Source organism: Klebsiella sp. KP20-425-1, from assembly GCF_025813515.1.
Lineage (GTDB): Bacteria > Pseudomonadota > Gammaproteobacteria > Enterobacterales > Enterobacteriaceae > Klebsiella > Klebsiella pneumoniae.
The window spans coordinates 5189174-5215276 of record NZ_CP109614.1 but is presented as its reverse complement, the minus strand read 5'-3'; the positions used below and the strand labels follow the sequence as shown (position 1 = coordinate 5215276).

Here is a 26103-nt window from a genome sequence, read left to right as displayed (position 1 = left end):
CTGATTGCCCAACTGGTGAGAGCCTGAAAGCACAAGGGCAAATCAACCGTAGCGGCCAGTAATATAATCTTCAGTTTGTTTCTTCGCGGGCTTAGTGAACAGGTCATCCGTGTTGCTGAACTCAATCAGCTCGCCAAGATACATAAATGCCGTATGGTCGGAGCAACGCGCAGCCTGCTGCATGTTGTGAGTCACGATAACGACGGTGTAGTCCTGTTTCAGCTCGGTGATCAGCTCTTCGATACGCCCGGTGGAGATCGGGTCCAGCGCGGAGCACGGCTCATCAAGCAGCAGCACTTCCGGGCGGATCGCGATACCGCGGGCAATGCACAGACGCTGCTGCTGACCACCGGAGAGAGAATACCCGCTCTGGTGCAGTTTATCTTTGGTTTCGTTCCATAATGCGGCTTTGGTCAGCGCCCACTGCACGCGCTCGTCCATATCGGCACGGGACAGCTTTTCAAACAGGCGCACGCCGAAGGCGATATTGTCGTATATGGACATCGGGAACGGCGTTGGTTTCTGGAACACCATGCCAACCTTAGCGCGCAGCAGGGCGATATCCTGGGTGTTAGTCAGAATGTTGTCGCCATCCAGCAGGATCTCACCTTCCGCGCGCTGCTCCGGATATAGTTCAAACATCTTGTTGAACGTGCGCAGCAGGGTGGATTTACCACAGCCTGACGGACCGATAAACGCCGTCACCTGGTTTTTGGTGATATCCAGGTTGATGTTCTTCAGGGCATGGAATTTGCCGTAGTAGAAGTTCAGGTTACGAACTGAAATCTTACCCGGAGCTGTATTCACCATACTCATCTCAATCTCTTCCTCATTCAGCGCAGCAGTTGTTGCGCTGCAAAAAATTAACCGTGTTTCTTCTTGGCGAAGATAACGCGCGCCAGGATGTTCAGCAGCAAGACGCACAGGGTGATAATCAATACCCCGGCCCATGCCAGTTGCTGCCACTCCGCAAACGGACTCATGGCAAATTTGAAAATGGTCACCGGCAGGTTAGCAATCGGCTGCATCATGTCGGTGCTCCAGAACTGGTTGGACAGCGCGGTGAACAGCAGCGGCGCCGTTTCCCCGGCGATACGGGCGATAGCCAGCAGGATCCCGGTCATAATCCCTGAGACGGAGGCTTTCAGGGTGATCGCCGAGATCATCTTCCACTTCGGCGTCCCCAGCGCATAGGCCGCTTCACGCAGGCTATCCGGCACCAGCTTCAGCATGTTTTCGGTGGTACGAATAACGATAGGCACCTGCAGCAGCGCCAGCGCGATAACGCCCGCCCAGCCCGAGAAGTGCTGCATCTGCGCCACCACAATGGTGTAGACGAACAGACCCACCACGATAGACGGCGCGGAAAGCAGAATGTCGTTGATAAAGCGGATGATTTCCGCCAGCACCGACTTGCGGCCATACTCCGCCAGATAAATTCCGGCGAGGATACCCAGCGGCGTACCAAATACGGTTGCCCACAGGATCAGCAGGCCGCTGCCGGCGAGGGCGTTAGCCAGTCCACCGCCCGCCGTATTCGGCGGCGGCGTCATTTCGGTGAACAGCGCCAGACTCATGCCGTCGAAACCGCGGGTTATCGTCGCCATCAGGATCCAGATAAGCCAGAACAAACCAAACGCCATGGTCGCCATCGACAGCGCCAGAGCGATACGGTTCTTCATGCGGCGTTTGGCCTGCATCTTGCGACGGGACTCCGCCAGTTCGGCGGTAGTTTGCAATTCAATGGTCGCCATTAGCGTGCCCCCTCATTCTTCGCGAGGCGCATAATCATAAACTTCGATGCGGCCAGAACGATAAAGGTGATAACGAACAGGATCAGGCCCAGCTCCATCAGCGCCGCCACGTGCAGGCCGGTTTCCGCTTCGGCGAACTCATTAGCCAGCGCGGAGGTAATACTGTTCCCCGGCATATACAACGAGATGCTGTCGAGCTGGTAGGTGTTGCCGATGATAAAGGTGACCGCCATGGTTTCACCCAGCGCGCGGCCCAGACCGAGCATCACCCCGCCGATCACCCCGTTTTTAGTGAACGGTAAAACGATGCGCCAGATAACTTCCCAGGTGGTGCAGCCGATGCCATAGGCCGACTCTTTCATCATCACCGGGGTCTGTTCGAAAACATCGCGCATGACCGCGGCGATGTAAGGGATGATCATGATGGCCAGAATGACGCCAGCGGCGAGAATACCGATACCAAACGCCGGGCCGGCAAACAGCGCGCCGACGAACGGGATGGTCGACAGAACGTTGCCGACCGGCTCCTGGAAGTAAGTCGCAAACAGCGGGGCGAAAATAAACAGGCCCCACATGCCGTACACGATGCTCGGGATTGCCGCCAGCAGCTCAATCGCAATGCCCAGCGGACGCTTGAGCCAGGCGGGGGACAATTCTGTCAGAAACAGCGCGATGCCGAAGCTCACCGGAACGGCGATCAGCAGCGCGATAAAAGAGGTGACCAGGGTTCCGTAAATCGGGACCAGCGCGCCGAAGATCTCGTTAGGCGCATCCCACTCTTTGGTCCACAAAAAGGCAAAGCCAAACTTTTGAATGCTCGGCCAGGAAGAGATGATCAGGGAAACGATGATGCCGCCCAGCATCAATAGCACAATCAGCGCAGCCAGTTTTACCAGCGCACTGAAAATCATGTCACCCTTTTTCCCCGGAGGGGTAAATGCAGGCTTGGTTGCAGCCATAGATTACTCTTTACGTATTAAAACTTGTTCGAATAAATGCCCGGTGGCGTTGGCTCCCGGGCCTACAGTCTGAACCGTAGGGCGGGCAGCGCCTGAACGCCCCCGCCATCTTCGTCAAAAATCTACTGTTAGTACAGCGCTTTACCGCTGCTGTCTTTGACGTTGGTTTTCCATGCCGCGCGAACCTGCTCTACCACGCTTTCCGGCAGCGTCGCGTAATCCAGCGCATTCGCTTCTTTCCCGCCGTTTTTATACGCCCAGTCGAAGAACTTCAGCACTTCAGCGGTCTGTTCCGGCTTGTTCGTCGCCTTATGCACCAGGATGAAGGTGGTTGAGGTGATCGGCCATGCATTTTCGCCTTTCTGGTTGGTCAGGTCCTGAGCGAAAGACTTGCTCCAGTCAACGCCTTTTGCGGCGTTAGCGAAGTTGTCTTCAGTCGGGCTAACCGGCTTGCCGTCGGCAGAGACCAGTTTGGTGTAGGCCAGGTTGTTTTGCTTAGCGTAAGCGTATTCGACGTAACCAATCGAGCCCGGCAGACGCTGAACAAAGGCGGCGATACCATCGTTGCCTTTACCGCCCAGACCGGTTGGCCAGTTTACGGTAGAGCCGGCGCCGATTTTCGATTTCCACTCTTCATTCACTTTGGACAGGTAGCTGGTGAAAACGAATGAGGTACCTGAACCATCGGCGCGGCGGACCACGGCGATGTTCTGCGACGGCAGCTTCAGGCCCGGGTTGAGCTTAGCGATCGCTTCGTCATCCCATTTTTTAATTTTACCCAGGTAGATATCACCGAGGGTTTTGCCATCCAGCACCAGCTCGCCGGATTTCACGCCAGGCAGGTTAACCGCCAGTACCACGCCGCCAATCACAGTGGGGAACTGGAACAGACCTTCCTGGGTCAGTTTGTCATCAGCCAGCGGAGCATCAGAAGCACCGAAATCAACGGTGTTGGCAATAATCTGCTTAACGCCACCAGAGGAACCAATACCCTGGTAGTTCACTTTATTGCCGGTTTCTTTCTGATAGGTATCAGCCCATTTGGCATACACCGGCGCAGGGAAAGTTGCGCCTGCGCCAGTCAGGCTTGCTGCTGCGAAGGCAGAGAAAGCGCTCATCGATAAGGTCGCGGCGACAACTGTTGCGACGGTGGTACGCATAACGTTCATAATGTCTCCTGCTGGGATTCGTAAATCATTGTTTCGAGGCTATGGTGAGCAAAATAGGTCAAAGAGGTGACAGTAAAATGTACGAATTATGACAGTTTTATGACAGGCCGGGAGAGTGGATTTTACGCCAAATAATACGCTTATAACTCAGATGGTTATCTTTAATCATGACCGTGCAATGACAAAATAATTTTCTTTTTATGACGGCGAAATCGGACCGTAAAACGATCGTTTGTCATCTACCGCCAGCCAAAATATTGCGCACGTAATCGATGGAAAACAGCAGGTGCAAATAAAAAGGGCCGCCGTCGGCAGCCCTTTGCAGGATAGGATGCTTTACTCAACCGTTACCGATTTCGCCAGGTTACGCGGCTGGTCAACGTCAGTGCCTTTGATCAGCGCGACGTGATAAGCCAACAGCTGCAGCGGAACCGTATAGAAGATAGGGGCGATGGTCTCTTCCACATGCGGCATCTCAATGATGTGCATGTTATCGCTACCGTTGAAGCCGGCTTCACCGTCGGCGAAGACGTATAGTTCACCGCCGCGGGCACGAACCTCTTCGATGTTGGATTTCAGTTTTTCCAGCAGTTCGTTGTTCGGCGCCACCACGATCACCGGCATTTCCGCATCAATCAGCGCCAGTGGGCCGTGCTTAAGCTCGCCCGCCGCATAGGCTTCCGCGTGAATGTAGGAGATCTCTTTCAGCTTCAGCGCCCCTTCCATAGCGATCGGATACTGATCGCCACGGCCAAGGAACAGCGCATGGTGCTTATCAGAGAAGCGCTCTGCCAGCTGCTCAATACGCTTGTCCTGGGAGAGCATCTGCTCGATACGGTTCGGCAGAGCCTGAAGGCCGTGCACGATATCATGCTCGATAGACGCATCCTGACCTTTCAGTCGCGCCAGTTTCGCCACCAGCATCAACAGCACGGTTAGCTGAGTGGTAAAGGCTTTGGTCGAGGCCACGCCGATTTCCGTTCCGGCTTTGGTCATCAGCGCCAGATCGGACTCGCGCACCAGCGACGAGCCCGGCACGTTGCAGATGGCCAGCGAGCCGAGATAGCCCAGCTCTTTCGACAGACGCAGCGCCGCCAGGGTATCGGCGGTTTCACCCGACTGGGAGAGGGTGATCATCAGGCTATTGCGACGCACTGCGGACTTGCGATAGCGGAATTCGGAGGCGATTTCTACATCGCATGGGACGCCGGCTAATGCTTCGAACCAGTAACGGGAGACCATCCCGGAGTTATAGGAAGTCCCGCAGGCAACAATCTGAATATGTTCAACCTGAGCCAGCATTTCATTGGCGTTCGGCCCCAGCTCGCTGAGATCCACTTCGCTATGGCTGATGCGCCCGGTCAGGGTGTTCTTAATCGCGTTCGGCTGCTCGAAAATCTCTTTCTGCATATAGTGGCGGTAGATACCTTTATCGCCAGCGTCATACTGCAGATTGGATTCGATCTCCTGGCGCTTCACTTGCGCAGCGGACTTATCAAAAATCACCACCGAACGGCGAGTCACTTCCGCGATATCGCCTTCTTCGAGGAAGATGAAGCGGCGGGTAACCGGCAGCAATGCCAGCTGGTCGGAAGCGATAAAGTTTTCACCCATCCCCAGGCCAATTACCAGCGGGCTACCGGAGCGGGCCGCCAGCAGAGTTCCCGGGTCACGGGTATCCATGATCACCGTACCGTAAGCGCCGCGCAGCTGCGGGATAGCGCGCAGGACGGCTTCACGCAAGGTACCGCCTTGTTCCAGCTCCCAGTGCACCAGATGGGCAATAACTTCGGTATCGGTCTCAGTGACGAAGACATAGCCGCGAGACTGCAGCAGGGCGCGCAGCGGCTCATGGTTTTCGATGATCCCGTTATGGACCACCACAATGTGTTCAGAAACATGCGGATGCGCATTGCTCTCAGACGGTTCGCCGTGCGTCGCCCAACGAGTATGGGCGATCCCGGTACCACCGTGTAACGGTTGCTCTTCTACCGCCTGAGCCAGCATCTGAACTTTACCCAGGCGACGCACGCGGGTCATATGACCTTCGCTGTCGACCACTGCCAGACCGGCAGAGTCATAGCCACGGTATTCCAGACGACGTAAACCTTCGAGAAGGATTTCAGCAATATCACGCTGCGCGACTGCGCCAACAATTCCACACATAGTTAAATTTCCTGATAATGGCGATATGCCATGCGTTGTCGCTGACCTGTATTTGCCCGTTTTCCGGGCGCCCCGAGCCTTGTAGAGAGTGGGGTTATTGTTATGGTACTGCCTGCGGACGGGGATCTATGTTGACCCTCTCATCCTGGTTCGCCGGGAAAATTTCCCCGGCGATAATCCAAATTATTTCTTCTTCACCGGACGCTGCCAGCCCTGTTTGTGGACCTGCGGTACGCGGCTCAACACCAGCTCGTTATCGGCGATATTGCGCGTAACGGTGGTGCCGGCGGCGATAGTAACGCCATTGCCTACCGTGACCGGGGCCACCAGCTGGGTATCCGAGCCGACAAAGACATCATCGCCAATAATCGTTTTATGCTTGTTCGCACCATCGTAGTTGCAGGTGATGGTGCCCGCGCCGATATTGACGTTATCGCCAATCTCCGCATCGCCCAGATAGGTCAGATGACCCGCCTTGGAGCCTTTCCCGAGACGCGCTTTTTTCATTTCCACGAAGTTACCAACGTGGGCGCCTGCCAGCAGTTCGGCGCCCGGGCGCAGACGGGCAAATGGACCGATGGTGCAGGCCGCCTGCAGCTGGGCATCTTCCACCACGCTGTAGGGGCTAATTTCGCAGTCATCGCCGATGGTGCTGTTTTTGATCACGCAGCCGGCGCCGATTTTCACTCGATCGCCCAGCACCACGTTGCCTTCCAGAATAACGTTAGTATCGATCTCTACATCGCGCCCGTGCTGCAGCGTACCGCGCAGATCGAAACGCGCCGGATCGCGCAGCATCACGCCCGCCAGCAGCAGCTTTTCCGCCTGCTCCGCCTGGTAGACGCGCTCCAGGCGCGCAAGCTGCAGGCGGTTGTTGACGCCTTCGACTTCGCTCAGGCGCTGCGGATGCACTGCGACGATCTGGTGTCCTTCCTGGTGCGCCATGGCGATGATATCGGTGATGTAGTATTCGCCCTGAGCGTTGTTATTGGTGAGTTTCGCCAGCCAGCGCTTTAGATCCGCTCCGCCGGCGATCAGGATCCCGGTGTTGATTTCCTGGATCTGGCGCTGGGCCTCGCTGGCATCTTTGTGCTCAACGATGCCCGTCACCTGGCCATTTTCACGGGTAATGCGGCCATAGCCGGTTGGGTCATCCAGCTTCACCGTTAACAGACCAATCCCACCCTGTGGTTTCGCGGCGCGCAGGCGCTGTAGCGTCTCAACGGAGATCAGCGGCACGTCGCCATAGAGCATCAGGATGTCTTCATCATCATTGAAGAATGGCGCCGCCTGCTGCATAGCGTGCCCGGTTCCGAGCTGCTCGGCCTGCAGCACCCAGTTCAGGTTGTCTTCATGCAGAGTCTGACGCAGCAGATCGCCGCCGTGGCCGTATACCAGGTGTACCGCACATGCGCCTAAATCGTTAGCGGCATCAATGACATGCTGCACCATTGGCTTCCCGGCCAGGGTATGCAGCACCTTAGGAAGATCGGAATACATGCGGGTCCCTTTGCCTGCAGCAAGGATAACCACGCTCATCGCACTATTTGACATACTCATCCTGACGGTAGTTAGAACGAAAAGTAAAAGCCTTTCACGTTGAAATTTCTACATATTTTTCATCATAAAACGAGACGTGGAGAAAACGTCCAGGCTCACTGTTTTACCCCATTTTATGACGCTATTTTTAACCACTGCAAATCAGTTTAACGCTGAAAAAGGAGGGCGGGGTGGAGAATCATTAACTATCTCACTGCTTTTGCTGTTTTTTCGCCACCTGAATAAAGCCGCAGCGGCAGGCGTTTATCAGCCCCCACAGCGGGAAGAACCTGGATAAATATTCGCCAGTCGCTGGCGGGGGAGGGCGGTAAAGTGATTGATGCTATCCATAAAAAACGAAAGGCCACCTATCAGGTGACCTTCTTTTCCCGGTTTCTCATCGCCAGTGTTGTCGTTTTGATGGGCGATACGCCGTGTCAGCGGGCGAGATAGCGCGGAGCTTAGAAGCTCAGGACGCTAAATTTAGCGATGATTTTATGGAACAGTTTCATGATGATTTCCTGACGCAGGTGCAGTTTATAACGCTTTTTTTTGTGATATACATCACATAAAAAGAGTTTACGCCTCATCATTTAACTAATCAATAACAATTAAGGGTGAATACTGTTTTCACTTCATCCGCTCGTCAGCAGCGGGCAATAAAAAAAGCCAGCCTGGAACCCAGACTGGCTTTTTACGTTCAAGCCGGTGTTACATCGCTTTTTTGGTCAACTCGATAACGCGCAGTTTAGCGATCGCTTTGGCCAGTTCCGCAGACGCCTGAGCGTAATCCACATCGCCGTGAGAGCTCTTAATGTGCTCTTCCGCTTTGCGTTTCGCTTCCAGCGCTCGCGCTTCGTCGAGGTCCTGACCGCGAATTGCGGTATCCGCCAGGACGGTCACGCTGCCAGGCTGCACTTCAAGAATGCCGCCGGACAGATAGATAAACTCTTCATGACCGTGCTGTTTAACGATGCGAATCATACCAGGCTTAATGGCGGTGAGCAGCGGCGCGTGGCCCGGGTAAATACCCAGTTCACCTTCGCTACCCGTTACCTGGATTTTTTCGACCAGACCAGAGAACATTTGTTGCTCTGCGCTGACGACGTCCAGGTGGTAAGTCATTGCCATATCACCCTCCGATTAAGGCGTTAAAGTTTTTTGGCTTTTTCCACGGCTTCGTCGATGGAACCGACCATGTAGAACGCCTGCTCTGGCAGGTGATCGTATTCGCCTTCCATGATGCCTTTAAAGCCACGGATGGTGTCTTTCAGCGCCACGTATTTGCCCGGAGAACCGGTAAAGACTTCTGCCACGAAGAACGGCTGGGACAGGAAGCGCTGGATCTTACGCGCGCGAGCTACCACCAGTTTGTCTTCTTCAGACAGTTCGTCCATACCGAGGATGGCGATAATGTCTTTCAGTTCCTGATAACGCTGCAGGATGGACTGAACGCCACGCGCGGTGTCGTAGTGTTCCTGACCAACAACCAGCGGATCCAGCTGACGGCTGGTGGAATCCAGCGGGTCAACGGCCGGGTAGATACCCAGGGATGCGATCTGACGGCTCAGTACTACGGTTGCATCTAAGTGAGCAAAGGTAGTGGCTGGGGATGGGTCAGTTAAGTCATCCGCCGGTACGTATACCGCCTGTACGGAGGTGATAGAACCGGTTTTGGTGGAGGTGATACGTTCCTGCAGAACGCCCATCTCTTCCGCCAGGGTCGGCTGATAACCTACCGCTGAAGGCATACGACCCAGCAGCGCGGATACTTCAGTACCGGCCAGGGTGTAACGATAGATGTTATCGACGAACAGCAGTACGTCACGACCTTCGTCACGGAATTTCTCAGCCATGGTCAGGCCGGTCAGCGCAACGCGCAGACGGTTTCCCGGCGGCTCGTTCATCTGGCCGTACACCAGGGATACTTTATCGATAACGTTGGAGTCGGTCATTTCGTGGTAGAAGTCGTTACCCTCACGAGTACGCTCACCTACGCCCGCAAACACAGAGTAACCGGAGTGCTCGATCGCGATGTTACGGATCAGCTCCATCATGTTTACAGTTTTACCTACACCCGCACCGCCGAACAGACCAACTTTACCGCCCTTGGCGAACGGACACATCAGGTCGATAACTTTGATGCCGGTTTCCAGCAGTTCCTGAGAGCTGGACAGCTCTTCATAGGACGGTGCCGCGCGGTGGATAGCCCAACGCTCTTCTTCGCCGATGTCGCCTTTCATGTCAACCGGTTGACCCAGTACGTTCATGATACGACCCAGCGTTGCTTTACCTACCGGGACTTCGATCGGGTGCTCGAGGTCTTTTACATCCAGACCGCGGCGCAGACCATCAGAAGAACCCATGGCGATGGTACGTACGATACCGCCGCCCAGCTGCTGCTGAACTTCCAGCACCAGAACTTCATTACCATTCTGTACCTCAAGGGCTTCGTACACGCGTGGTACGGCATCCTGAGGGAACTCGACGTCGACCACGGCGCCGATTACCTGGACAATCTTTCCAGTAGCCATCTTAAATCCTCTACGAAATAACCTGGTTAAACCGCGGCGGCCCCCGAGACGATCTCGGTGAGTTCCTGAGTAATGCTGGCCTGACGAGCTTTGTTGTATACCAACTGCAGCTCTTTAATCAGGCTGCCGCCATTATCGGTCGCGGCTTTCATCGCCACCATACGGGCGGCCTGCTCGCTGGCCAGGTTTTCAACCACGCCCTGATAAACCTGAGATTCGACGTAGCGGCGCAGGAGGGTATCCAGCAGCGCTTTCGGATCGGGCTCATACAGGTAATCCCAGGATTTACGTTTCAGATCAGCATCTTCTGATGCCGGTAACGGCAGCAGCTGAGTGATCGTCGGAACCTGAGACATGGTGTTAATAAATTTGTTGCTGACAACGTACAGCTTGTCCAGACGGCCTTCATCATAGGCCTGCAACATCACTTTTACCGGGCCGATCAGTTCGGACAGGGATGGGTTATCCCCCATACCGGTCACCTGTGCAACCACGTTGCCGCCCACGGAGTTAAAGAAAGAAACGCCCTTAGAGCCGATCATTGCGAGGTCGCACTGAACGCCTTTATCGGACCATGCTTTCATTTCCGCCAGCAGTTTCTTGAACAGGTTAATGTTCAAGCCGCCGCACAGACCACGGTCGGTCGACACCACCAGGTAGCCCACGCGCTTAACGTCGCGTTCTTCCAGGTAAGGGTGCTTATATTCCAGATTACCGTTCGCAAGGTGACCAATCACTTTGCGCATAGTATCTGCGTAAGGACGGCTGGCCGCCATGCGCTCCTGCGATTTACGCATTTTGGAAGCGGCGACCATCTCCATCGCTTTAGTGATCTTTTGCGTGTTCTGGACGCTTGCGATCTTACTACGTATCTCTTTTGCGCCGGCCATGAGCTTCTCCTCAATGCCTTGCGGCCTGCCCTAAGACAGACCGCCAGACGTTACCAGGACTGGGTTGCTTTGAAGGAATCGAGGATGCCTTTCAGCTTGCCTTCGATTTCGTCGTTATAGCCACCGGACTGGTTAATCTCTTGCATCAGCGGAGCGTGATCACGGTCGACGTAAGCCAGCAGAGCGGCTTCGAAGCTACCGATTTTCGCCAGTTCTACATCAGCCAGGTAACCACGTTCTGCTGCGAACAGAACCAGAGACTGCTGCGCGACGGACAGAGGCGCATACTGTTTCTGTTTCAGCAGCTCGGTCACTTTCTGACCGTGGTCCAGCTGTTTGCGGGTTGCATCGTCAAGGTCGGATGCAAACTGGGAGAACGCCGCCAGTTCACGATACTGCGCCAGCGCGGTACGGATACCACCGGACAGTTTCTTCATGATCTTGGTCTGCGCTGCACCACCAACACGGGATACGGAGATACCCGGGTTAACCGCAGGACGAATACCGGCGTTAAACAGGTTGGTTTCCAGGAAGATCTGACCATCGGTAATAGAGATTACGTTGGTCGGAACGAATGCGGAAACGTCACCCGCCTGCGTTTCGATAATAGGCAGCGCGGTCAGAGAACCGGTTTTCCCTTTCACTTCACCTTTGGTGAAGGCTTCAACATATTCGGCGTTAACACGCGCAGCACGCTCCAGCAGACGAGAGTGGAGGTAGAATACGTCGCCCGGGAACGCTTCACGTCCAGGCGGACGACGGAGCAGCAGGGAGATCTGGCGATAAGCAACAGCCTGTTTAGACAGATCATCGTAAACGATCAGCGCATCTTCACCGCGGTCGCGGAAGTATTCGCCCATTGCGCAACCAGCGTATGGCGCCAGGTATTGCAGTGCAGCAGATTCAGATGCAGTCGCTACCACTACGATGGTGTTAGCCAGCGCGCCGTGCTCTTCCAGTTTACGCACCACGTTAGAGATGGTGGACGCTTTCTGACCGATAGCGACATAGACGCACTTGATGCCGGAATCACGCTGGTTGATGATGGCATCGATAGCCAGCGCAGTTTTACCGGTCTGACGGTCGCCGATGATCAGTTCACGCTGACCACGACCGATTGGGATCATGGCGTCAACGGATTTGTAACCGGTCTGTACCGGCTGATCGACGGACTGACGTTCGATTACGCCCGGCGCGATCGCTTCAACGGCGGAGAAACCGTCGTTTTCCAGCGGACCTTTACCATCAATTGGCGCGCCCAGGGTGTTAACCACGCGGCCCAGCAGGCCACGGCCTACCGGAACTTCCAGGATACGGCCAGTACATTTCACCTTCATGCCTTCGGCGAGGTCAGCGTACGGACCCATTACCACCGCACCTACGGAGTCGCGCTCCAGGTTCAGTGCGATAGCGTAACGGTTACCCGGCAGGGAGATCATCTCGCCCTGCATACATTCGGCAAGGCCGTGGATGCGGATAACACCGTCACTTACAGAAACAATAGTACCTTCGTTATGAGCTTCACTCACAACATTGAACTGAGCAATGCGCTGCTTGATCAGTTCGCTGATTTCGGTGGAATTCAGTTGCATGCTCCAGTCCCCTTAAGACTGCAAGACGTCTGCAAGGCGCTCAAGACGGCCGCGTACGCTGCCATCAATGACCATATCACCCGCACGGATGATAATACCTGCCATAACAGACTTATCGATTTTGCAATTCAGCTTAACTTTGCGTGACAGACGTTTTTCCATCGCGCTGACGATCCTGGCAAGCTGTTCATCACTCAGTTGGTTGGCAGATATTACTTCTACCTCTGCGATGGCCTCACTGGCCGCGCGCAGGTGAATGAATTGCTCAAGAACGTCCGGGAGCACCTTCAGACGATTATTTTCCGCCATCACCTTAATCAGGTTCTGGCCATTTTCGTCGAGTTGCTCGCCGCAGATAGCGATAAACGCTTCTGAGAGCGTTTCCGGCGCCAAAGCACCGGAGAGAAGCTCTGCCATTTGGTCGTTTTTGGTCACTTCGGCGGCAAACGCCAGCATATCCTGCCAGCGTTCAACACTGTTGTGTTCGACGGCAAAGTCAAAAGCTGCTTTGGCGTAGGGGCGAGCTACCGTTACAAATTCAGACATCAGCCCCTCCCTCCTTACAGTTCAGCGACAAGTTTATCCACGATGTCGCTGTTAGCAGCTTCATCCACGGAACGTTCGATGATCTTCTCGGCGCCAGCAACAGCCAGGATAGCGACCTGCTTACGCAGCTCCTCGCGTGCACGTTTACGCTCAGCATCAATTTCAGCCTGCGCTTGTGCAACGATTTTGGTGCGTTCCTGTTCTGCTTCAGCTTTAGCTTCGTCCAGAATCTGAGAGCGGCGCTTGTTCGCCTGCTCAATGATTACCTGGGCTTCCGCTTTCGCTTTTTTCAGCTGGTCGGTCGCGTTGGCCTGTGCAAGGTCCAAATCTTTCTTAGCGCGTTCTGCAGAAGCTAAACCGTCAGAAATCTCTTTCTGGCGTTTTTCGATGGCAGCCATTAAAGGCGGCCATACGTATTTCATGCAGAACCATACGAAGATAACAAACGCGATGGCCTGGCCGAGGATTGTTGCGTTCATGTTCACAGCACAATACCTCTTTAATTAACTCTGTGGCTTAGGTTTCTAACAACTTACTACGCGACGGCGAACATCACGTACAGACCCAGACCTACAGCGATCATCGGGATAGCATCCACCAGACCCATAACGATAAAGAACTGAGTACGCAGCAGAGGGATCAGATCCGGCTGACGCGCTGCGCCTTCCAGGAATTTACCTCCGAGGATGCCGATACCGATCGCAGCACCGATTGCCGCCAGACCCATCATCACAGCGGCAGCCATGTACAGCAGATCCATATTCAGGTTTTCCATGACAGTCTCCAGTTTGTTTCAGTTAAAACGTAGTAGTGTTGGTAAAAAATCAATGCTCTTCAGATGCCATCGACAGATAGACAATCGTCAGAACCATGAAGATGAAGGCTTGCAGCGTAATAATCAGGATGTGGAAAATGGCCCAAGGCACATTCAGAACCCACTGTGACCACCACGGCAACAGACCAGCAATCAGAATGAAAATCAGCTCACCGGCATACATGTTGCCGAACAGTCGCAGACCGAGAGAGACCGGTTTGGACAGCAGGCTTACCCCTTCAAGGATTAAGTTGACAGGAATGAACGCCCAGTGATTGAACGGCTGCATGGTCAGTTCTTTAACGAACCCACCAACGCCTTTCATTTTGATGCTGTAGAAAATAATCAGGATGAACACGCCAAGCGCCATCGACAGGGTGATGTTCACGTCGGCAGACGGAACCACGCGCAGTGCTGGCAGGCCGAAAATGTGTTCGCCGATATAAGGAAGCAGGTCGATTGGCAGCAGGTCCATCAGGTTCATCAGGAAGACCCAGACGAACACGGTCAGCGCCAGCGGCGCGATAACCTTGCTCTTGCCATGGTACATGTCTTTGACGCTGCCATGGACGAAGCCGATGATCATTTCGATGAAGGTTTGGAATTTCCCTGGTACGCCGCTGGTCGCTTTCTTAGCAACGCTACGGAACATGGCAAGGAACAGCAGACCGAGAACCACCGAGAAGAACATGGAGTCAATGTTGAGCGTCCAGAAGGTGGCTGTGTGGTTGTGCGGATCCACCAGCGAGAATGTACGCAGGTCCAACTGAAGGTTGTTCAGATGGTGTCCTATGTAATCCTGCGGCGTCATATTTTCTGAAGCCATGATGCCTTTACCCTTTGTTGTTAATTACAGCTGGCGCCAGAACTTGTACCACCAGCACCAAAACCCACGTCACGATCAGTGGCAAAAATACCACTTTTAAAACGGCCAGCGCCACCGCCAGAAGGGCGAAGGTCAGCAACACCTTGAAGGCTTCACCGAAGGCGAAGGTCCAGGCCACACGGCCTTTTGCTGGTGTATGCGCCTGATGACGCCAGGCAAAAATTATAAACATCAGATTTGGCAAGACCACTGCCAAACCGCCGCATACAGCGGAAATGCCCCAGAAGGGGTCTTTGAGGCTGAACAGCAGTCCACTTGCCATTACTGCCAGTAACTGAATAAACAGAAGCTTGCGAGCAACGTTTCGACTCAAGAGCGACACTGACATCACGTTTTTACTCCTGCTCCCTTTGAGGTATGTCGCGTGTCGTATAAAACGTCCTTTAAGACGAAGAGTCAAGCATCAAAAAGCGGACAAATTATACGGTGACGCCCCGTGATTTCAAACAATAAGTAGCAAAATAGTGAATAAATGTTTAATTATTTTCCAACGGACAACTTTCCGTGCATTTCAGCGTTCTGTGAGCGGTCATACAAAACTGCAAATAACGAGGAAACACGGCAATTAAAGCGTGCATCAGATCACATAATAAACATTTCAAGCGCCCTTTAATGAATCAAGGACATAAAACACTATTTTTCATGCTTTTGATATTCAAGATAAAAAGTGAGGACATTATCTAAAACAACCTCACATACAATAAAAACCTTTTATTGACATTTATAATAAAAATTTAACATCACTATGCTGTTCATCATTGTCGATTTTTAGCACCCTGATATTTTCAAAGTTGACTATTTTGTCAGTGAATCACTTACGCTAAGTTAACTGCAAGAAAAGCCATAGTAAAAACAAGGTTAAATGCAGCCCGTTAATATCGGGGGACGTCCTTTATTTTTGTAACATGCGCGGGCCACATTTTTTCCACATTTTTTGATAAAAATTAACTCGATTTTGGCTTAATCACCACCAGGTGCCGCTCCCCTTCCAACCGAGGAACATGCAGCTCAATCACCTCGACAATGTCATACCCCTCCGGCAGACTTTCCATTTCTTCTTTTTGCGCTAACCCTTTGAGCGCATAGAAGTGACCATTCGCTGCCGGCAGATGATGGCACCAGCTCACCATATCATTAAGCGATGCGAAAGCGCGGCTTATCACGCCATCAAACGGCGGCTCGGCCGGGAAGGCTTCCACGCGGCTCTGCACCGGGGTGACGTTATCCAGCTTCAGCTCGTGCTGCACCTGACGCAGGAAGCGCACGCGCTTGCCAAGGCTGTCCAGCAGGGTGAAATGTGACTCCGGACATACGATGGCCAACGGGATCCCCGGCAACCCCGGGCCCGTACCAACATCGATAAAGCGCGAGCCCTGCAGATAAGGCGCCACGATGATGCTGTCGAGAATATGACGCACCAGCATCTCATTCGGATCGCGAACGGAGGTCAGGTTATAGGCTTTGTTCCACTTATCGAGCAGTCCGACGTAAGCCACCAGCTGATTTTTCTGGTGATCGGTGAGCGAAATACCCGCTTCATCCAGCAGACGAGAAAGTTTGTTGAGCACGGTAAGTACCTTCAAAAAATAATGAGCCCGGAGGCGCTAACGCTTACCGGGCTATGAATGATAAAGGCGAACGCTGATTATGCAACTGGGAAATCAGCGCGGCAGGCAGCCGCAATCAGGCGCTGCGGCGCAGCATCCCCTGCTTTTTCAGCCAAACCAGCAAAATAGAGATCGCCGCCGGGGTGATCCCGGAGATACGTGACGCCTGCCCTATCGACGACGGTTTATGGTCGTTCAGTTTGGCAATCACCTCGTTAGACAGCCCAGTGACCTGGCGGTAGTCGAGGGTCGCTGGCAGCAAGGTATTCTCATTGCGCTGTTGTTTCTCAATCTCATCCTGCTGGCGCGCGATATAGCCCTCATACTTCACCTGGATCTCTACCTGTTCAGCCGCCTGACGATCTTCCAGTCCCGGGGTGAATGGCGAGAGTTGAACCAGCTGTTCGTAGGTCATTTCCGGACGACGCAGCAGATCTTCGCCGCTGGCTTCACGCGACAACGGCGCGGTCAGGTGAGCGTTCACTTCGTTGGCGCTCTCTGCCTGCGGATTCACCCAGGTGGATTTCAGACGCTGGCGTTCACGTTCGATGCTTTCCAGCTTCTCGTTGTAGCGCGCCCAGCGTTCGTCATCCACCAGACCCAGCTCGCGCCCCTGTTCGGTCAAACGCAAATCGGCGTTGTCTTCGCGCAGCATCAGACGATATTCAGCGCGGGAAGTAAACATGCGGTACGGTTCTTTGGTACCCAGGGTGCAGAGGTCATCTACCAGCACGCCGAGGTAAGCCTGATCGCGACGCGGCGCCCAGCCCTCTTTTTCCGCAGAGAAGCGGGCGGCGTTAAGTCCGGCCAGCAGCCCCTGAGCCGCCGCCTCTTCATAACCGGTGGTACCGTTGATTTGGCCGGCGAAGAACAGACCCTGAATAAATTTGCTCTCAAGCGTTGGCTTCAGATCGCGCGGGTCGAAGAAATCGTACTCAATAGCGTAGCCTGGACGGACGATCCGCGCATTCTCCATCCCCTGCATCGAGCGGACGATTTGCATTTGCACATCAAAGGGCAGGCTGGTGGATATACCGTTCGGATAAATTTCGTTTGAGGTCAGTCCTTCCGGCTCGAGGAAGATCTGATGCTGGTTGCGATCGGCAAAGCGCATGACTTTGTCTTCGATCGACGGGCAATAGCGAGGTCCGATCCCTTCGATCACTCCGGCGTACATAGGACTGCGATCGAGGTTATTGCGGATCACATCGTGGGTTTTCTCGTTAGTGTGGGTGATATAGCACGGTACCTGGCGCGGATGCTGATCCGCGGATCCCATGAACGAGAAGACCGGCATCGGGTTATCGCCATGCTGCTGCGCCAGCACGCTGAAATCGATGGTGCGCGCGTCAATACGCGGCGGAGTACCGGTTTTCAGACGACTTACGCGCAGAGGCAATTCACGCAGACGACGAGACAGCGGGATAGACGGCGGATCGCCGGCGCGGCCGCCGCTGTAGTTGTCCAGACCAATATGAATTTTGCCGTCAAGGAAGGTCCCGACGGTCAGCACTACCGCTTTAGCGCGGAATTTGAGGCCCATCTGGGTGACGGCGCCCACGACGCGATCGTTTTCGACAATCAGATCTTCAACCGCCTGCTGGAAGATCATCAGGTTCGGCTGGTTCTCCAGCGCGGTACGTACTGCCTGACGATAAAGCACGCGGTCAGCCTGGGCGCGGGTGGCGCGCACTGCCGGTCCTTTGCTGGCGTTTAGTATCCTAAACTGAATGCCAGCCTGATCGATCGCTTTGGCCATCAAACCGCCGAGCGCATCCACTTCTTTTACCAGGTGTCCTTTCCCAATGCCGCCAATCGCCGGGTTGCAGCTCATTTGCCCCAGCGTGTCGATATTGTGTGTCAAAAGCAGGGTTTGTTGACCCATACGCGCTGCGGCCATTGCGGCCTCAGTGCCTGCATGACCCCCGCCAATGATAATGACGTCAAAAGGATCCTGATAAAACATGGTGGTCTGCCTCGCATAAAGCGGTATGAAAATGGATTGAAGCCCGGGCCGTGGATTCTACTCAACTTTCGTCTTTCGAGAAAGACTCCGGGATCCTGAGTATTAAAAAGAAGATCTTTATATAGAGATCTGTTCTATTGTGATCTCTTATTAGGATCGACTCTCTTTGTGGATAAGTCGGATCCGCGAAGTAAGATCAAAAGCTTAAGAAGGATCACTATCTGTGAATGATCGGTGATCCTGGTCCGTATAAGCTGGGATCAGAATGAAGGGTTATGCACAGCTCAAAAACCATACTACGGTTATTCTTTGGATAACTACCGGTTGATCCAAGCTTTTAAGCATGGTTATCCACAGAAGATCGGACGATCTTTACAATTATCAGAGCAAATTTTTCCAGGATCCCAGCCAGATTTCCGCTGGATCCTCCGGAATTTCGTGTTCAAGGACGTTGATCTTCAGCGTCTCACCTATCTGTTTTGCCCCGCAGGCCTTCAGCGCCGCTTCTAATTTATCGATCGCGCCGCAAAAGGTGTCGTATTCGCGGCTGCCGATCCCTATAGCGCCAAAGCGCACGGCGGAAAGATCGGCCTGCTTCTCCTGCAGCGCGTCATAGAAGGGAACCAGGTTGTCGGGAATGTCGCCGGCGCCATGGGTGGAAGAGATAATTAACCAGATCCCTTGCGCCTGCAGATCGTCCACCAGCGGACCGTGCTGGATTTCAGTGCTATAGCCGGCTTCTTCCAGCTTTTCCGCCAGATGCTCTGCTACATATTCCGCACTGCCCAGGGTGCTGCCGCTGATAAGTGTAATGTCTGCCATAGATCGCCGATCGCCCGCTCAACTGTTCAGAGTGGCGTATTGTACGCTGTGAGCGAGCTGGGATCTACCTGTGGAAAAATGTGGGATTAAAAAAAGCGATCAGGGCTTGATGGTGCGCATGATCGGGTTCTGCAGCACGATCAGAGTTTCAGTGGACTGAATTTCATCGATTGTTTGGATCTTGTTGATAAGTACCTGCTGCAGAGCATCGATGGATTTACACATCACCTTAATAAAGATGCTGTAGTGGCCGGTGGTGTAGTAAGCCTCGGTGACCTCCTCCAGACTTTCCAGGCGGGCGAGGGCGGAGGGATAGTCTTTGGCGCTTTTTAAAATAATGCCGATGAAGCAACCGACGTCGTAGCCCAGCTGCTTGGGGCTGACGTCAATGCGCGCGCCGGTAATGATACCCGCCTGCTTCATCTTTTCGACGCGCACGTGAATGGTGCCCGGGCTGACGCTGAACTGTTTGGCCAGTTCGGCATAGGCGGTACGGGCGTTGGCCATCAGCGCATCAAGAATGCCGCGGTCCAGATTGTCGATCTGATAATTTTCCATATCTTTTTCTTATGAAGTTTGAGGGTTCTTACTATTTTAGCGCCATATTTTAATGAATTAAAAGTTGATGCGCCTTTTTATTGATTGATTATTGTATTGCCGCCCTGTTTTGTTGCTTAATCAATGGCAACAGGACGCAGGAGTCATAAAAATGAAAACCGCATATATCGCAAAACAACGCCAGATCAGTTTCGTTAAATCCCACTTTTCCCGTCAGCTGGAAGAGAAGCTTGGCCTGATTGAAGTCCAGGCGCCAATCTTAAGCCGCGTGGGCGATGGGACGCAGGATAACTTGTCCGGCTGCGAGAAAGCGGTTCAGGTAAAAGTGAAAACACTGCCCGACGCCCAGTTCGAAGTGGTTCATTCGCTGGCGAAGTGGAAGCGTCAAACCCTGGGACAACACGACTTCAGCGCGGGCGAAGGGCTGTACACGCACATGAAAGCCCTTCGCCCCGATGAAGACCGTCTGACGCCTATCCATTCCGTCTATGTTGACCAGTGGGACTGGGAGCGCGTGATGGGGGATGAAGAGCGTCACGTCGGCACCCTGAAGGCAACCGTCGAGGCGATCTACGCCGGGATCAAAGCCACCGAGCTGGCGGTCAGCCAGGAGTTTGGCCTGACGCCATTCCTGCCGGAACAGATCCATTTTGTTCACAGCCAGGAGCTGCTGAGCCGCTATCCGGAGCTTGATGCCAAAGGTCGTGAGCGGGCTATTGCCAAAGAGCTGGGCGCCGTCTTCTTAATTGGTATCGGCGGCAAACTAGCTGATGGCAAGCGCCACGACGTGCGTGCGCCGGATTATGATGACTGGAGTACTGAGGTTTCTGAAGGTTTTGCCGGCCTGAACGGCGATATCCTGGTGTGGAACCCGGTGCTGGAGGATGCGTTCGAGATCTCCTCGATGGGGATCCGCGTTGACGCCGAGGCGCTAAAGCGCCAGCTGGCGCTGACCGGCGATGAAGATCGCCTGAAACTGGAGTGGCACCAGGCGCTGCTGCGCGGCGAGATGCCGCAGACTATCGGCGGCGGCATTGGCCAGTCTCGTTTGACGATGCTGTTGCTGCAGCTTGACCATATTGGTCAGGTGCAGTGCGGCGTATGGCCAGCGCAGGTTCGCGAAAGCGTTTCCGCGCTGCTGTAACGATTAGCGCCGCCAGCGTCGCAGCAGGCGGCTACGCAGCCCGGTGTCAAAGCGCCAGATATGATCGAAGATGCGCATGATGCCGGGTTTGCCGTGAACCGACATCGCCACCGCGTGAAAACGGTGCTGATGCTTACGCTGTAACTCCCCCACTTGAGCAATCACCTCATCCGGCAACCGTTGGGCAATAAAGTCGGAGATCACCACGGCATCCGCATCCACCCACTGCGGGTTTTGCAAACGTTCAATAATGGCGCGAAAACAGCTGGCCAGATCGGTGCCGCCGCGAAAACGCTGGCTCAGGAAACGGATCGCCTGCTCCAGTCCGCTCTCGCTGGTCAACTCGTAATGCACCACTTCGCTGGAAAACAGCATAATGAAGCAGCGACGGTTATCGGCCAGCGCGATGCGCATCAGGGCCAGACAAAAGGCCTTAGCGCACTGTTCGTTAAAACCGCCCATCGATCCTGACGTATCGACGCAGACAATGAACGGCCCGCGCGGTTGCTCATCAAAATCCTGCCGCGTTACCGGGCGTTCGGTAATTTTCTCGCGCCAGGCATCGCCGTGTAGCCGGTAGGTGAGCAGCTGTTTCTCCACCAGCTTGCGATAAAATTCAAACTCCAGCTCCGTGATGCCAAGCGTCGCCAGCTCCGGCGGCAGCAGGCGTAGAATGTCGTCGCTCTGCTGGAGGCCGTCGACCTGTTCAGGCACCGTTGCCGGCTCGCGTACCAGGCTGCGGAAGGTTTCCATCGGCGCATCTTTCTTCGGCACGGATTTCGCTTCCCTTGAACGCCCCAGCTGTTCCGCCAGCTGCAGCAGCTCCGGTTGCTGGTTAAGAAAATCGCCATAGCGCACGATCAGCTGGTAGTCGCCTCGTTTGAGTTCGCCGGCGCTCATATCCCACAGGCGTCCGGCGGCGGTATCATTTTCCGCCAGCACCGGATCGAGCTGACCGCTGAGCGTCATTCGTTCCTGGACCTCACTGAGCAACTGGTCGCGCTCCTCGTCCAGCAGCTGCTGGTTAAGGCTGGTGGCTTGCACCACCAGGCTCAGGCGCCAGCGCTGTAAAAACAGCGTATGCAGCGCCGGGGTAAAGGTGGCATTGTCATCCACCAGCTTCTGCGCCTGGGCGGCAAAAGGGGACTGGAGCTGGTGCAGTTTGCCGAGAATTTGCGGGAGCTGGACGATAAACTGCGAGGTAGAGAGCAGCTGAGCCTGCTGATAGGTTTGCACTTCGGCGTCCAGATCCGGCGGGATGTTAACTTCTTTTAAGCGGGCGCGAACGGCTTCCCGCCAGCGCGGAATATCCGCCGCGATGATGTTTTTCAGGCGGGGAAATTTTTCAAAGAACACCGCCAGCTGAGGAGAGGCCAACAGCGCCAGCAGCATCTCCTCGATCATTCCCTCTTCGCTGACTGCCAGCATGACATTCAGCATATCGAGCGTCATGGCTGCTTCGCCTGTTTAATCTGCGCGCCGACGTCCTGCAGGCTGGCTTCGATTCTTCCCAGCCATTCGACCGGGATAAACAGGCACTTTTGCTGCTCGCTGAAGCGGTTGTGTTGCTGGTGCCACTCATCATCCAGCGCTTCCAGCTGCTGGCGAATTTCCGCCGGCATATTCTCCTGCGCTGCGCTGCCGGGCAGCGCGAGGCGTGAGCCCTGCAGGCTCACATCGCGGACGACCAGATGCTGGCTGGTGTCGACATCCATATTGAGTAGTTGAGCAAAGCCGATCCCGTTGAGCTTACCGCGGATCTCGCCGCCCTTTTCCAGCCAGTTGGCTAACGCCTCGCGTTCAAAAGTAATGTGGATCACTTCCATATCGTGAAGTTTGAGCGGCTGCTGCAGCAGCAGCGTCAGGGTGGTCCCCTGGATCTCCGCCGGCAGTTCATAGTGCGGTTTGCGGCTAAACATCCCGCCAAGGCGGGTGACCTTCAGCGCCGTTTTGTCGCTTTGCTGTTGTTGGATCTGAATGCGTCGCTGCACAATCGCCCCCAACCGCGTCAGCATCGCCTGCTGTTGCCAGGCGTGACAGGTCATGAGCGTTTCCAGCTGCTGCGACATAAGGTTCATACTTTCGACGTTGTGCCACAGACAATCTTTCAGCAGGATTAGGTCAATCGGCGCGATGCTGTCGCGGCCGCTGAAGAAGGCGCTGGCCTGCAGTAGGCGAATAGCCTTTTTCCAGCGGCGATCCGAGACGTAGGGGGCATTTGGCAGGGCGTCCAGCTGCTGGCGGAGCTGGAATATCAGCTCAAACACCGCGTCCGGCAGTTTAATATTGCCGATCTGCTGCTGCCATTGGGTAAATTCCTCGTCGCTCACCTGCAGCGCGCTGGGCACTGGATTGCTGTTTTCATCCTGCTGGCTGACCAGCATCGAACGGAAATTACCTTTATCCTGCACTTTATCAAGCCATAGACGGATCAGCATTCGGTCATACAGCGCTTCCAGGCTGCTGTCGGCTTCCGGGAGTTCGTTCGACGCGGCCACCAGCAGGCGCATTGGGATTTTCTCTTCATGCGCGCCATTGCGGAAGTGACGTTCGTTAATCGCCGTCAGTAGGGTGTTGAGGATAGCCGGACCTGCTTTCCATATTTCATCGAGAAACACGATTTCCGCTTCCGGCAGGTAGCCGGCGGTTAAACGTTCGTAACGGCCTTCATCTTTCAGCGCCTGAATGGACAGTGGCCCAAAAACCTCTTCCGGGGTGGAGAAGCGGGTCATCAGGTATTCAAAAGCGCGCGCCTGCTGGAAGGCGAATTTGAGGCGGCGGGCAATCAGGCTTTTGGCGATCCCCGGTGGACCAAGCAAAAAAACGCTCTCGCCGCTGAGCGCCGCCAGCAGGCAGAGGCGTATCGCGTGGCTGCGTTCAAAGAGTCCTTTTTCGAGTGCCGCGCTGAGCCGGGAAATTCTTTCAGCCAGTAAATGTGTTTGAGCCATAATTGAGTTGCGTGCTTTGTCATGTATCGTTATTGGGACGAGTATAGATGTTAGAGCCGGGGCGGTAATAGCCTGAAGAATCGATTTATTTTTTTTGAGCCAGGTTAATATGGTGTCTGTTAGGGGTACGATTTCACAAATAATCGTGCATACTGTGCGCTTTTTGTGGGCCAAGGGACTAGGCACACATTTGTTTTATAAACGAAAAGACTAGTCTATGAGCACTGATAATAAACAATCGTTGCCGGCGTTAACGCTGGCGGCCATCGGCGTGGTGTACGGCGATATCGGTACCAGTCCACTGTATACCCTGCGCGAATGCCTGTCAGGTCAGTTTGGCTTTGGCGTAGAGCGCGATGCCGTTTTTGGCTTTTTGTCGCTGATTTTCTGGCTGTTAATCTTTACCGTATCGATTAAATACATCACCTTCGTGATGCGGGCGGATAACGCCGGGGAAGGCGGGATCTTAACGCTGATGTCGCTGGCCGGACGTAATACTTCGGCCAGAATGACCTCCGTGCTGGTGATCCTCGGCCTTATCGGCGGCAGTTTCTTCTATGGCGAAGTGGTGATTACCCCGGCGATTTCGGTAATGTCGGCGATAGAGGGGTTAGAAATTATCGCCCCGCAGCTCGATACCTGGATTGTCCCTATCTCCATTATCGTGCTCACCCTGCTGTTTGTGATCCAGAAGCACGGGACTGGCATGGTCGGCAAGCTGTTTGCGCCGATTATGCTGATCTGGTTCCTGTTGCTGGCGGTGTTGGGCGCGCGAAGCATTTACGCTAATCCGGAAGTTCTGCAGGCGCTGAACCCCTACTGGGCTGTGCACTTCTTCCTGCAATACAAGACCGTTTCCTTTATTGCGCTTGGCGCGGTGGTGCTGTCGATTACCGGGGTGGAAGCGCTGTACGCCGATATGGGCCACTTCGGCAAACTGCCGATCCGCGTCGCCTGGTTCTCCGTCGTGCTGCCCTCGTTGGTGCTGAACTATTTTGGCCAGGGCGCGCTGCTGCTGAAGCACCCGGAAGCGATTAAAAACCCGTTCTTCCTGCTGGCGCCTGAGTGGGCGCTGATCCCGATGCTGATTATCGCCACGCTGGCGACGGTTATCGCCTCCCAGGCAGTGATTTCCGGGGTCTTCTCCCTGACCCGTCAGGCAGTGCGTCTGGGCTATCTGTCGCCGATGCGCATTATCCATACCTCGGAAATGGAGTCCGGGCAGATTTACATTCCGTTCATTAACTGGCTGCTGTACGTTTCTGTGGTCATCGTTATCGTCAGCTTTGAGCATTCGTCTAACCTGGCGGCGGCGTATGGTATCGCCGTAACGGGCACCATGGTGCTGACCTCCATTCTGTCGGCGACCGTGGCACGCAAAAACTGGCACTGGAACAAGCTGTTTGTCGGTCTGATGCTGGTGGCCTTCCTGTGCATTGATATTCCGCTGTTCTCGGCGAACCTCGATAAGATTGTCTCCGGCGGCTGGCTACCGTTGTCCCTGGGGATGGTGATGTTTACGGTGATGACGACCTGGAAGAGCGAGCGTTTCCGCCTGCTGCGCCGGATGCACGAGCATGGCAACTCGCTGGAAGCGATGATCTCTTCGCTGGAGAAGTCACCGCCAGTGCGTGTGCCGGGTACTGCGGTGTATATGTCCCGCGCCCTGAACGTGATCCCGTTTGCCCTGCTGCATAACCTGAAGCACAACAAGGTGCTGCATGAGCGAGTGATCCTCCTGACCCTGCGTACCGAAGATGCGCCTTACGTGCATAACGTTCGCCGGGTGCAGATTGAGCAGCTGTCACCGTCTTTCTGGCGGGTGGTGGCCAGCTACGGCTGGCGGGAAACGCCTAACGTTGAAGAGGTGTTCCACCGCTGTGGCCTGGAAGGACTCAGCTGCCGGATGATGGAGACCTCGTTCTTTATGTCGCATGAGTCGCTGATTATCGGCAAACGGCCATGGTATCTGCGCCTGCGCGGCAAGCTTTATCTGCTGCTGCAGCGTAACGCCCTGCGGGCGCCGGATCAGTTTGAGATCCCGCCAAACCGGGTTATCGAGCTCGGTACCCAGGTCGAAATCTGATGTCAAAAAAGCCCTTCCATTGCGAAGGGCTTTTTGTTTCTCACTCCGGTTGTTATGTCCTGTTGCTGTCTCGCGAAACGTTTCGATGGCGATCACATTTCTCTCTTCTGGTGATGGTTTTCT

Annotated in this window: 23 protein-coding genes; 2 read left to right on the top strand and 21 right to left on the bottom strand. The window is 54.5% G+C overall.

From position 1 onward, the window contains the following. Nucleotides 1-42 precede the first annotated feature (42 nt). The 19 genes from pstB to asnC all read right to left on the bottom strand — a co-directional run bounded on the left by pstB (nucleotide 43) and on the right by asnC (nucleotide 19802). Nucleotides 43-816, bottom strand: a complete 774-nt coding sequence (gene pstB / locus OHJ17_RS25380; protein ID WP_004145006.1) for a phosphate ABC transporter ATP-binding protein PstB — start codon at nucleotides 814-816, stop codon at nucleotides 43-45. Nucleotides 817-863: 47 nt separating this feature from the next. Continuing rightward, complete coding sequence (gene pstA / locus OHJ17_RS25375; RefSeq protein WP_004151547.1) at nucleotides 864-1754, bottom strand: phosphate ABC transporter permease PstA; 891 nt, start codon at nucleotides 1752-1754, stop codon at nucleotides 864-866. Next, nucleotides 1754-2713 carry a phosphate ABC transporter permease PstC gene (pstC, locus tag OHJ17_RS25370; protein ID WP_004145004.1) on the bottom strand — a complete coding sequence of 320 codons (960 nt, stop codon included), beginning with the start codon at nucleotides 2711-2713 and terminating at the stop codon, nucleotides 1754-1756. The genes pstA and pstC overlap by 1 nt, the downstream gene beginning before the upstream one ends. Nucleotides 2714-2841: 128 nt before the next feature. Continuing rightward, entirely contained in the window at nucleotides 2842-3882 is a 1041-nt protein-coding gene (gene pstS, locus OHJ17_RS25365) for a phosphate ABC transporter substrate-binding protein PstS (protein ID WP_004150308.1), read from the bottom strand. 336 nt (nucleotides 3883-4218) lie between these two features. Further along, nucleotides 4219-6048 (bottom strand): glutamine--fructose-6-phosphate transaminase (isomerizing), encoded by a 1830-nt coding sequence (glmS, locus tag OHJ17_RS25360; protein ID WP_032413141.1) that lies wholly within the window; start codon nucleotides 6046-6048, stop codon nucleotides 4219-4221. Nucleotides 6049-6231: 183 nt separating this feature from the next. Then, the gene (gene glmU, locus OHJ17_RS25355) at nucleotides 6232-7602 is read right to left on the bottom strand and encodes a bifunctional UDP-N-acetylglucosamine diphosphorylase/glucosamine-1-phosphate N-acetyltransferase GlmU (RefSeq protein WP_004151550.1); all 1371 of its coding nucleotides are present in this window, start codon (nucleotides 7600-7602) and stop codon (nucleotides 6232-6234) included. Between the two features lie 696 nt (nucleotides 7603-8298). After that, a complete protein-coding gene (locus OHJ17_RS25350) occupies nucleotides 8299-8718 on the bottom strand; it encodes a F0F1 ATP synthase subunit epsilon (RefSeq protein WP_001251971.1) in 420 nt (139 codons plus the stop codon). Between the two features lie 20 nt (nucleotides 8719-8738). Beyond that, nucleotides 8739-10121, bottom strand: a complete 1383-nt coding sequence (gene atpD / locus OHJ17_RS25345) for a F0F1 ATP synthase subunit beta (protein WP_004144997.1) — start codon at nucleotides 10119-10121, stop codon at nucleotides 8739-8741. 26 nt (nucleotides 10122-10147) lie between these two features. Beyond that, the gene (gene atpG / locus OHJ17_RS25340) at nucleotides 10148-11011 is read right to left on the bottom strand and encodes a F0F1 ATP synthase subunit gamma (protein ID WP_004144996.1); all 864 of its coding nucleotides are present in this window, start codon (nucleotides 11009-11011) and stop codon (nucleotides 10148-10150) included. Between the two features lie 50 nt (nucleotides 11012-11061). Next, nucleotides 11062-12603, bottom strand: a complete 1542-nt coding sequence (atpA, locus tag OHJ17_RS25335; RefSeq protein ID WP_114505222.1) for a F0F1 ATP synthase subunit alpha — start codon at nucleotides 12601-12603, stop codon at nucleotides 11062-11064. Nucleotides 12604-12615: 12 nt separating this feature from the next. Continuing rightward, nucleotides 12616-13149: a F0F1 ATP synthase subunit delta gene (atpH, locus tag OHJ17_RS25330; protein ID WP_004144994.1), complete on the bottom strand. Its 534-nt coding sequence runs from the start codon at nucleotides 13147-13149 to the stop codon at nucleotides 12616-12618. Between the two features lie 14 nt (nucleotides 13150-13163). Beyond that, on the bottom strand, nucleotides 13164-13634 hold the full coding sequence (gene atpF / locus OHJ17_RS25325; RefSeq protein WP_004107293.1) for a F0F1 ATP synthase subunit B: 471 nt from the start codon (nucleotides 13632-13634) through the stop codon (nucleotides 13164-13166). Between the two features lie 50 nt (nucleotides 13635-13684). Beyond that, nucleotides 13685-13924 carry a F0F1 ATP synthase subunit C gene (gene atpE / locus OHJ17_RS25320; protein ID WP_000429386.1) on the bottom strand — a complete coding sequence of 80 codons (240 nt, stop codon included), beginning with the start codon at nucleotides 13922-13924 and terminating at the stop codon, nucleotides 13685-13687. 49 nt (nucleotides 13925-13973) lie between these two features. Beyond that, nucleotides 13974-14789, bottom strand: a complete 816-nt coding sequence (gene atpB, locus OHJ17_RS25315; RefSeq protein ID WP_004151552.1) for a F0F1 ATP synthase subunit A — start codon at nucleotides 14787-14789, stop codon at nucleotides 13974-13976. Nucleotides 14790-14796: 7 nt separating this feature from the next. After that, nucleotides 14797-15177 carry a F0F1 ATP synthase subunit I gene (gene atpI / locus OHJ17_RS25310; protein WP_004144991.1) on the bottom strand — a complete coding sequence of 127 codons (381 nt, stop codon included), beginning with the start codon at nucleotides 15175-15177 and terminating at the stop codon, nucleotides 14797-14799. 616 nt (nucleotides 15178-15793) lie between these two features. Next, nucleotides 15794-16417, bottom strand: a complete 624-nt coding sequence (rsmG, locus tag OHJ17_RS25305) for a 16S rRNA (guanine(527)-N(7))-methyltransferase RsmG (RefSeq protein ID WP_004151554.1) — start codon at nucleotides 16415-16417, stop codon at nucleotides 15794-15796. 115 nt (nucleotides 16418-16532) lie between these two features. Then, on the bottom strand, nucleotides 16533-18422 hold the full coding sequence (mnmG, locus tag OHJ17_RS25300; protein WP_004144989.1) for a tRNA uridine-5-carboxymethylaminomethyl(34) synthesis enzyme MnmG: 1890 nt from the start codon (nucleotides 18420-18422) through the stop codon (nucleotides 16533-16535). Between the two features lie 381 nt (nucleotides 18423-18803). Further along, on the bottom strand, nucleotides 18804-19244 hold the full coding sequence (mioC, locus tag OHJ17_RS25295) for an FMN-binding protein MioC (RefSeq protein WP_004144988.1): 441 nt from the start codon (nucleotides 19242-19244) through the stop codon (nucleotides 18804-18806). 99 nt (nucleotides 19245-19343) lie between these two features. Beyond that, complete coding sequence (gene asnC, locus OHJ17_RS25290) at nucleotides 19344-19802, bottom strand: transcriptional regulator AsnC (protein WP_002882510.1); 459 nt, start codon at nucleotides 19800-19802, stop codon at nucleotides 19344-19346. A gap of 151 nt (nucleotides 19803-19953) precedes the next feature. Between asnC and asnA the strand changes: the two genes are divergently transcribed. After that, nucleotides 19954-20946 carry an aspartate--ammonia ligase gene (gene asnA / locus OHJ17_RS25285; protein ID WP_002882514.1) on the top strand — a complete coding sequence of 331 codons (993 nt, stop codon included), beginning with the start codon at nucleotides 19954-19956 and terminating at the stop codon, nucleotides 20944-20946. A gap of 3 nt (nucleotides 20947-20949) precedes the next feature. Here asnA and viaA read toward each other — a convergent pair whose 3' ends face one another. Together viaA and ravA are read right to left on the bottom strand one after the other, a co-directional pair. Continuing rightward, complete coding sequence (gene viaA / locus OHJ17_RS25280; protein WP_002882517.1) at nucleotides 20950-22398, bottom strand: ATPase RavA stimulator ViaA; 1449 nt, start codon at nucleotides 22396-22398, stop codon at nucleotides 20950-20952. After that, nucleotides 22395-23894, bottom strand: a complete 1500-nt coding sequence (gene ravA / locus OHJ17_RS25275; protein ID WP_004151555.1) for an ATPase RavA — start codon at nucleotides 23892-23894, stop codon at nucleotides 22395-22397. The genes viaA and ravA overlap by 4 nt, the downstream gene beginning before the upstream one ends. A 217-nt stretch (nucleotides 23895-24111) precedes the next feature. On the opposite strand from ravA, the gene kup reads away from it, so the two are divergent. Further along, nucleotides 24112-25980, top strand: coding sequence for a low affinity potassium transporter Kup (gene kup / locus OHJ17_RS25270; protein WP_002882520.1), 1869 nt, complete (start codon nucleotides 24112-24114; stop codon nucleotides 25978-25980). Nucleotides 25981-26103: the final 123 nt, after the last annotated feature.

What these genes read in the sequence shown, in the direction of transcription:
- mnmG (WP_004144989.1), bottom strand. Translation starts at nt 18,422, where the DNA reads ATGTTTTATCAGGATCCTTTTGACGTCATTATCATTGGCGGGGGTCAT.
- kup (WP_002882520.1), top strand. Translation starts at nt 24,112, where the DNA reads ATGAGCACTGATAATAAACAATCGTTGCCGGCGTTAACGCTGGCGGCC.
- atpI (WP_004144991.1), bottom strand. Translation starts at nt 15,177, where the DNA reads ATGTCAGTGTCGCTCTTGAGTCGAAACGTTGCTCGCAAGCTTCTGTTT.
- atpE (WP_000429386.1), bottom strand. Translation starts at nt 13,924, where the DNA reads ATGGAAAACCTGAATATGGATCTGCTGTACATGGCTGCCGCTGTGATG.
- OHJ17_RS25350 (WP_001251971.1), bottom strand. Translation starts at nt 8,718, where the DNA reads ATGGCAATGACTTACCACCTGGACGTCGTCAGCGCAGAGCAACAAATG.
- atpH (WP_004144994.1), bottom strand. Translation starts at nt 13,149, where the DNA reads ATGTCTGAATTTGTAACGGTAGCTCGCCCCTACGCCAAAGCAGCTTTT.
- pstA (WP_004151547.1), bottom strand. Translation starts at nt 1,754, where the DNA reads ATGGCGACCATTGAATTGCAAACTACCGCCGAACTGGCGGAGTCCCGT.
- mioC (WP_004144988.1), bottom strand. Translation starts at nt 19,244, where the DNA reads ATGGCAGACATTACACTTATCAGCGGCAGCACCCTGGGCAGTGCGGAA.
- atpA (WP_114505222.1), bottom strand. Translation starts at nt 12,603, where the DNA reads ATGCAACTGAATTCCACCGAAATCAGCGAACTGATCAAGCAGCGCATT.
- atpG (WP_004144996.1), bottom strand. Translation starts at nt 11,011, where the DNA reads ATGGCCGGCGCAAAAGAGATACGTAGTAAGATCGCAAGCGTCCAGAAC.
- asnC (WP_002882510.1), bottom strand. Translation starts at nt 19,802, where the DNA reads ATGGAAAATTATCAGATCGACAATCTGGACCGCGGCATTCTTGATGCG.
- atpD (WP_004144997.1), bottom strand. Translation starts at nt 10,121, where the DNA reads ATGGCTACTGGAAAGATTGTCCAGGTAATCGGCGCCGTGGTCGACGTC.
- glmU (WP_004151550.1), bottom strand. Translation starts at nt 7,602, where the DNA reads ATGTCAAATAGTGCGATGAGCGTGGTTATCCTTGCTGCAGGCAAAGGG.
- pstC (WP_004145004.1), bottom strand. Translation starts at nt 2,713, where the DNA reads ATGGCTGCAACCAAGCCTGCATTTACCCCTCCGGGGAAAAAGGGTGAC.
- asnA (WP_002882514.1), top strand. Translation starts at nt 19,954, where the DNA reads ATGAAAACCGCATATATCGCAAAACAACGCCAGATCAGTTTCGTTAAA.
- glmS (WP_032413141.1), bottom strand. Translation starts at nt 6,048, where the DNA reads ATGTGTGGAATTGTTGGCGCAGTCGCGCAGCGTGATATTGCTGAAATC.
- atpB (WP_004151552.1), bottom strand. Translation starts at nt 14,789, where the DNA reads ATGGCTTCAGAAAATATGACGCCGCAGGATTACATAGGACACCATCTG.
- pstB (WP_004145006.1), bottom strand. Translation starts at nt 816, where the DNA reads ATGAGTATGGTGAATACAGCTCCGGGTAAGATTTCAGTTCGTAACCTG.
- pstS (WP_004150308.1), bottom strand. Translation starts at nt 3,882, where the DNA reads ATGAACGTTATGCGTACCACCGTCGCAACAGTTGTCGCCGCGACCTTA.
- viaA (WP_002882517.1), bottom strand. Translation starts at nt 22,398, where the DNA reads ATGACGCTCGATATGCTGAATGTCATGCTGGCAGTCAGCGAAGAGGGA.
- ravA (WP_004151555.1), bottom strand. Translation starts at nt 23,894, where the DNA reads ATGGCTCAAACACATTTACTGGCTGAAAGAATTTCCCGGCTCAGCGCG.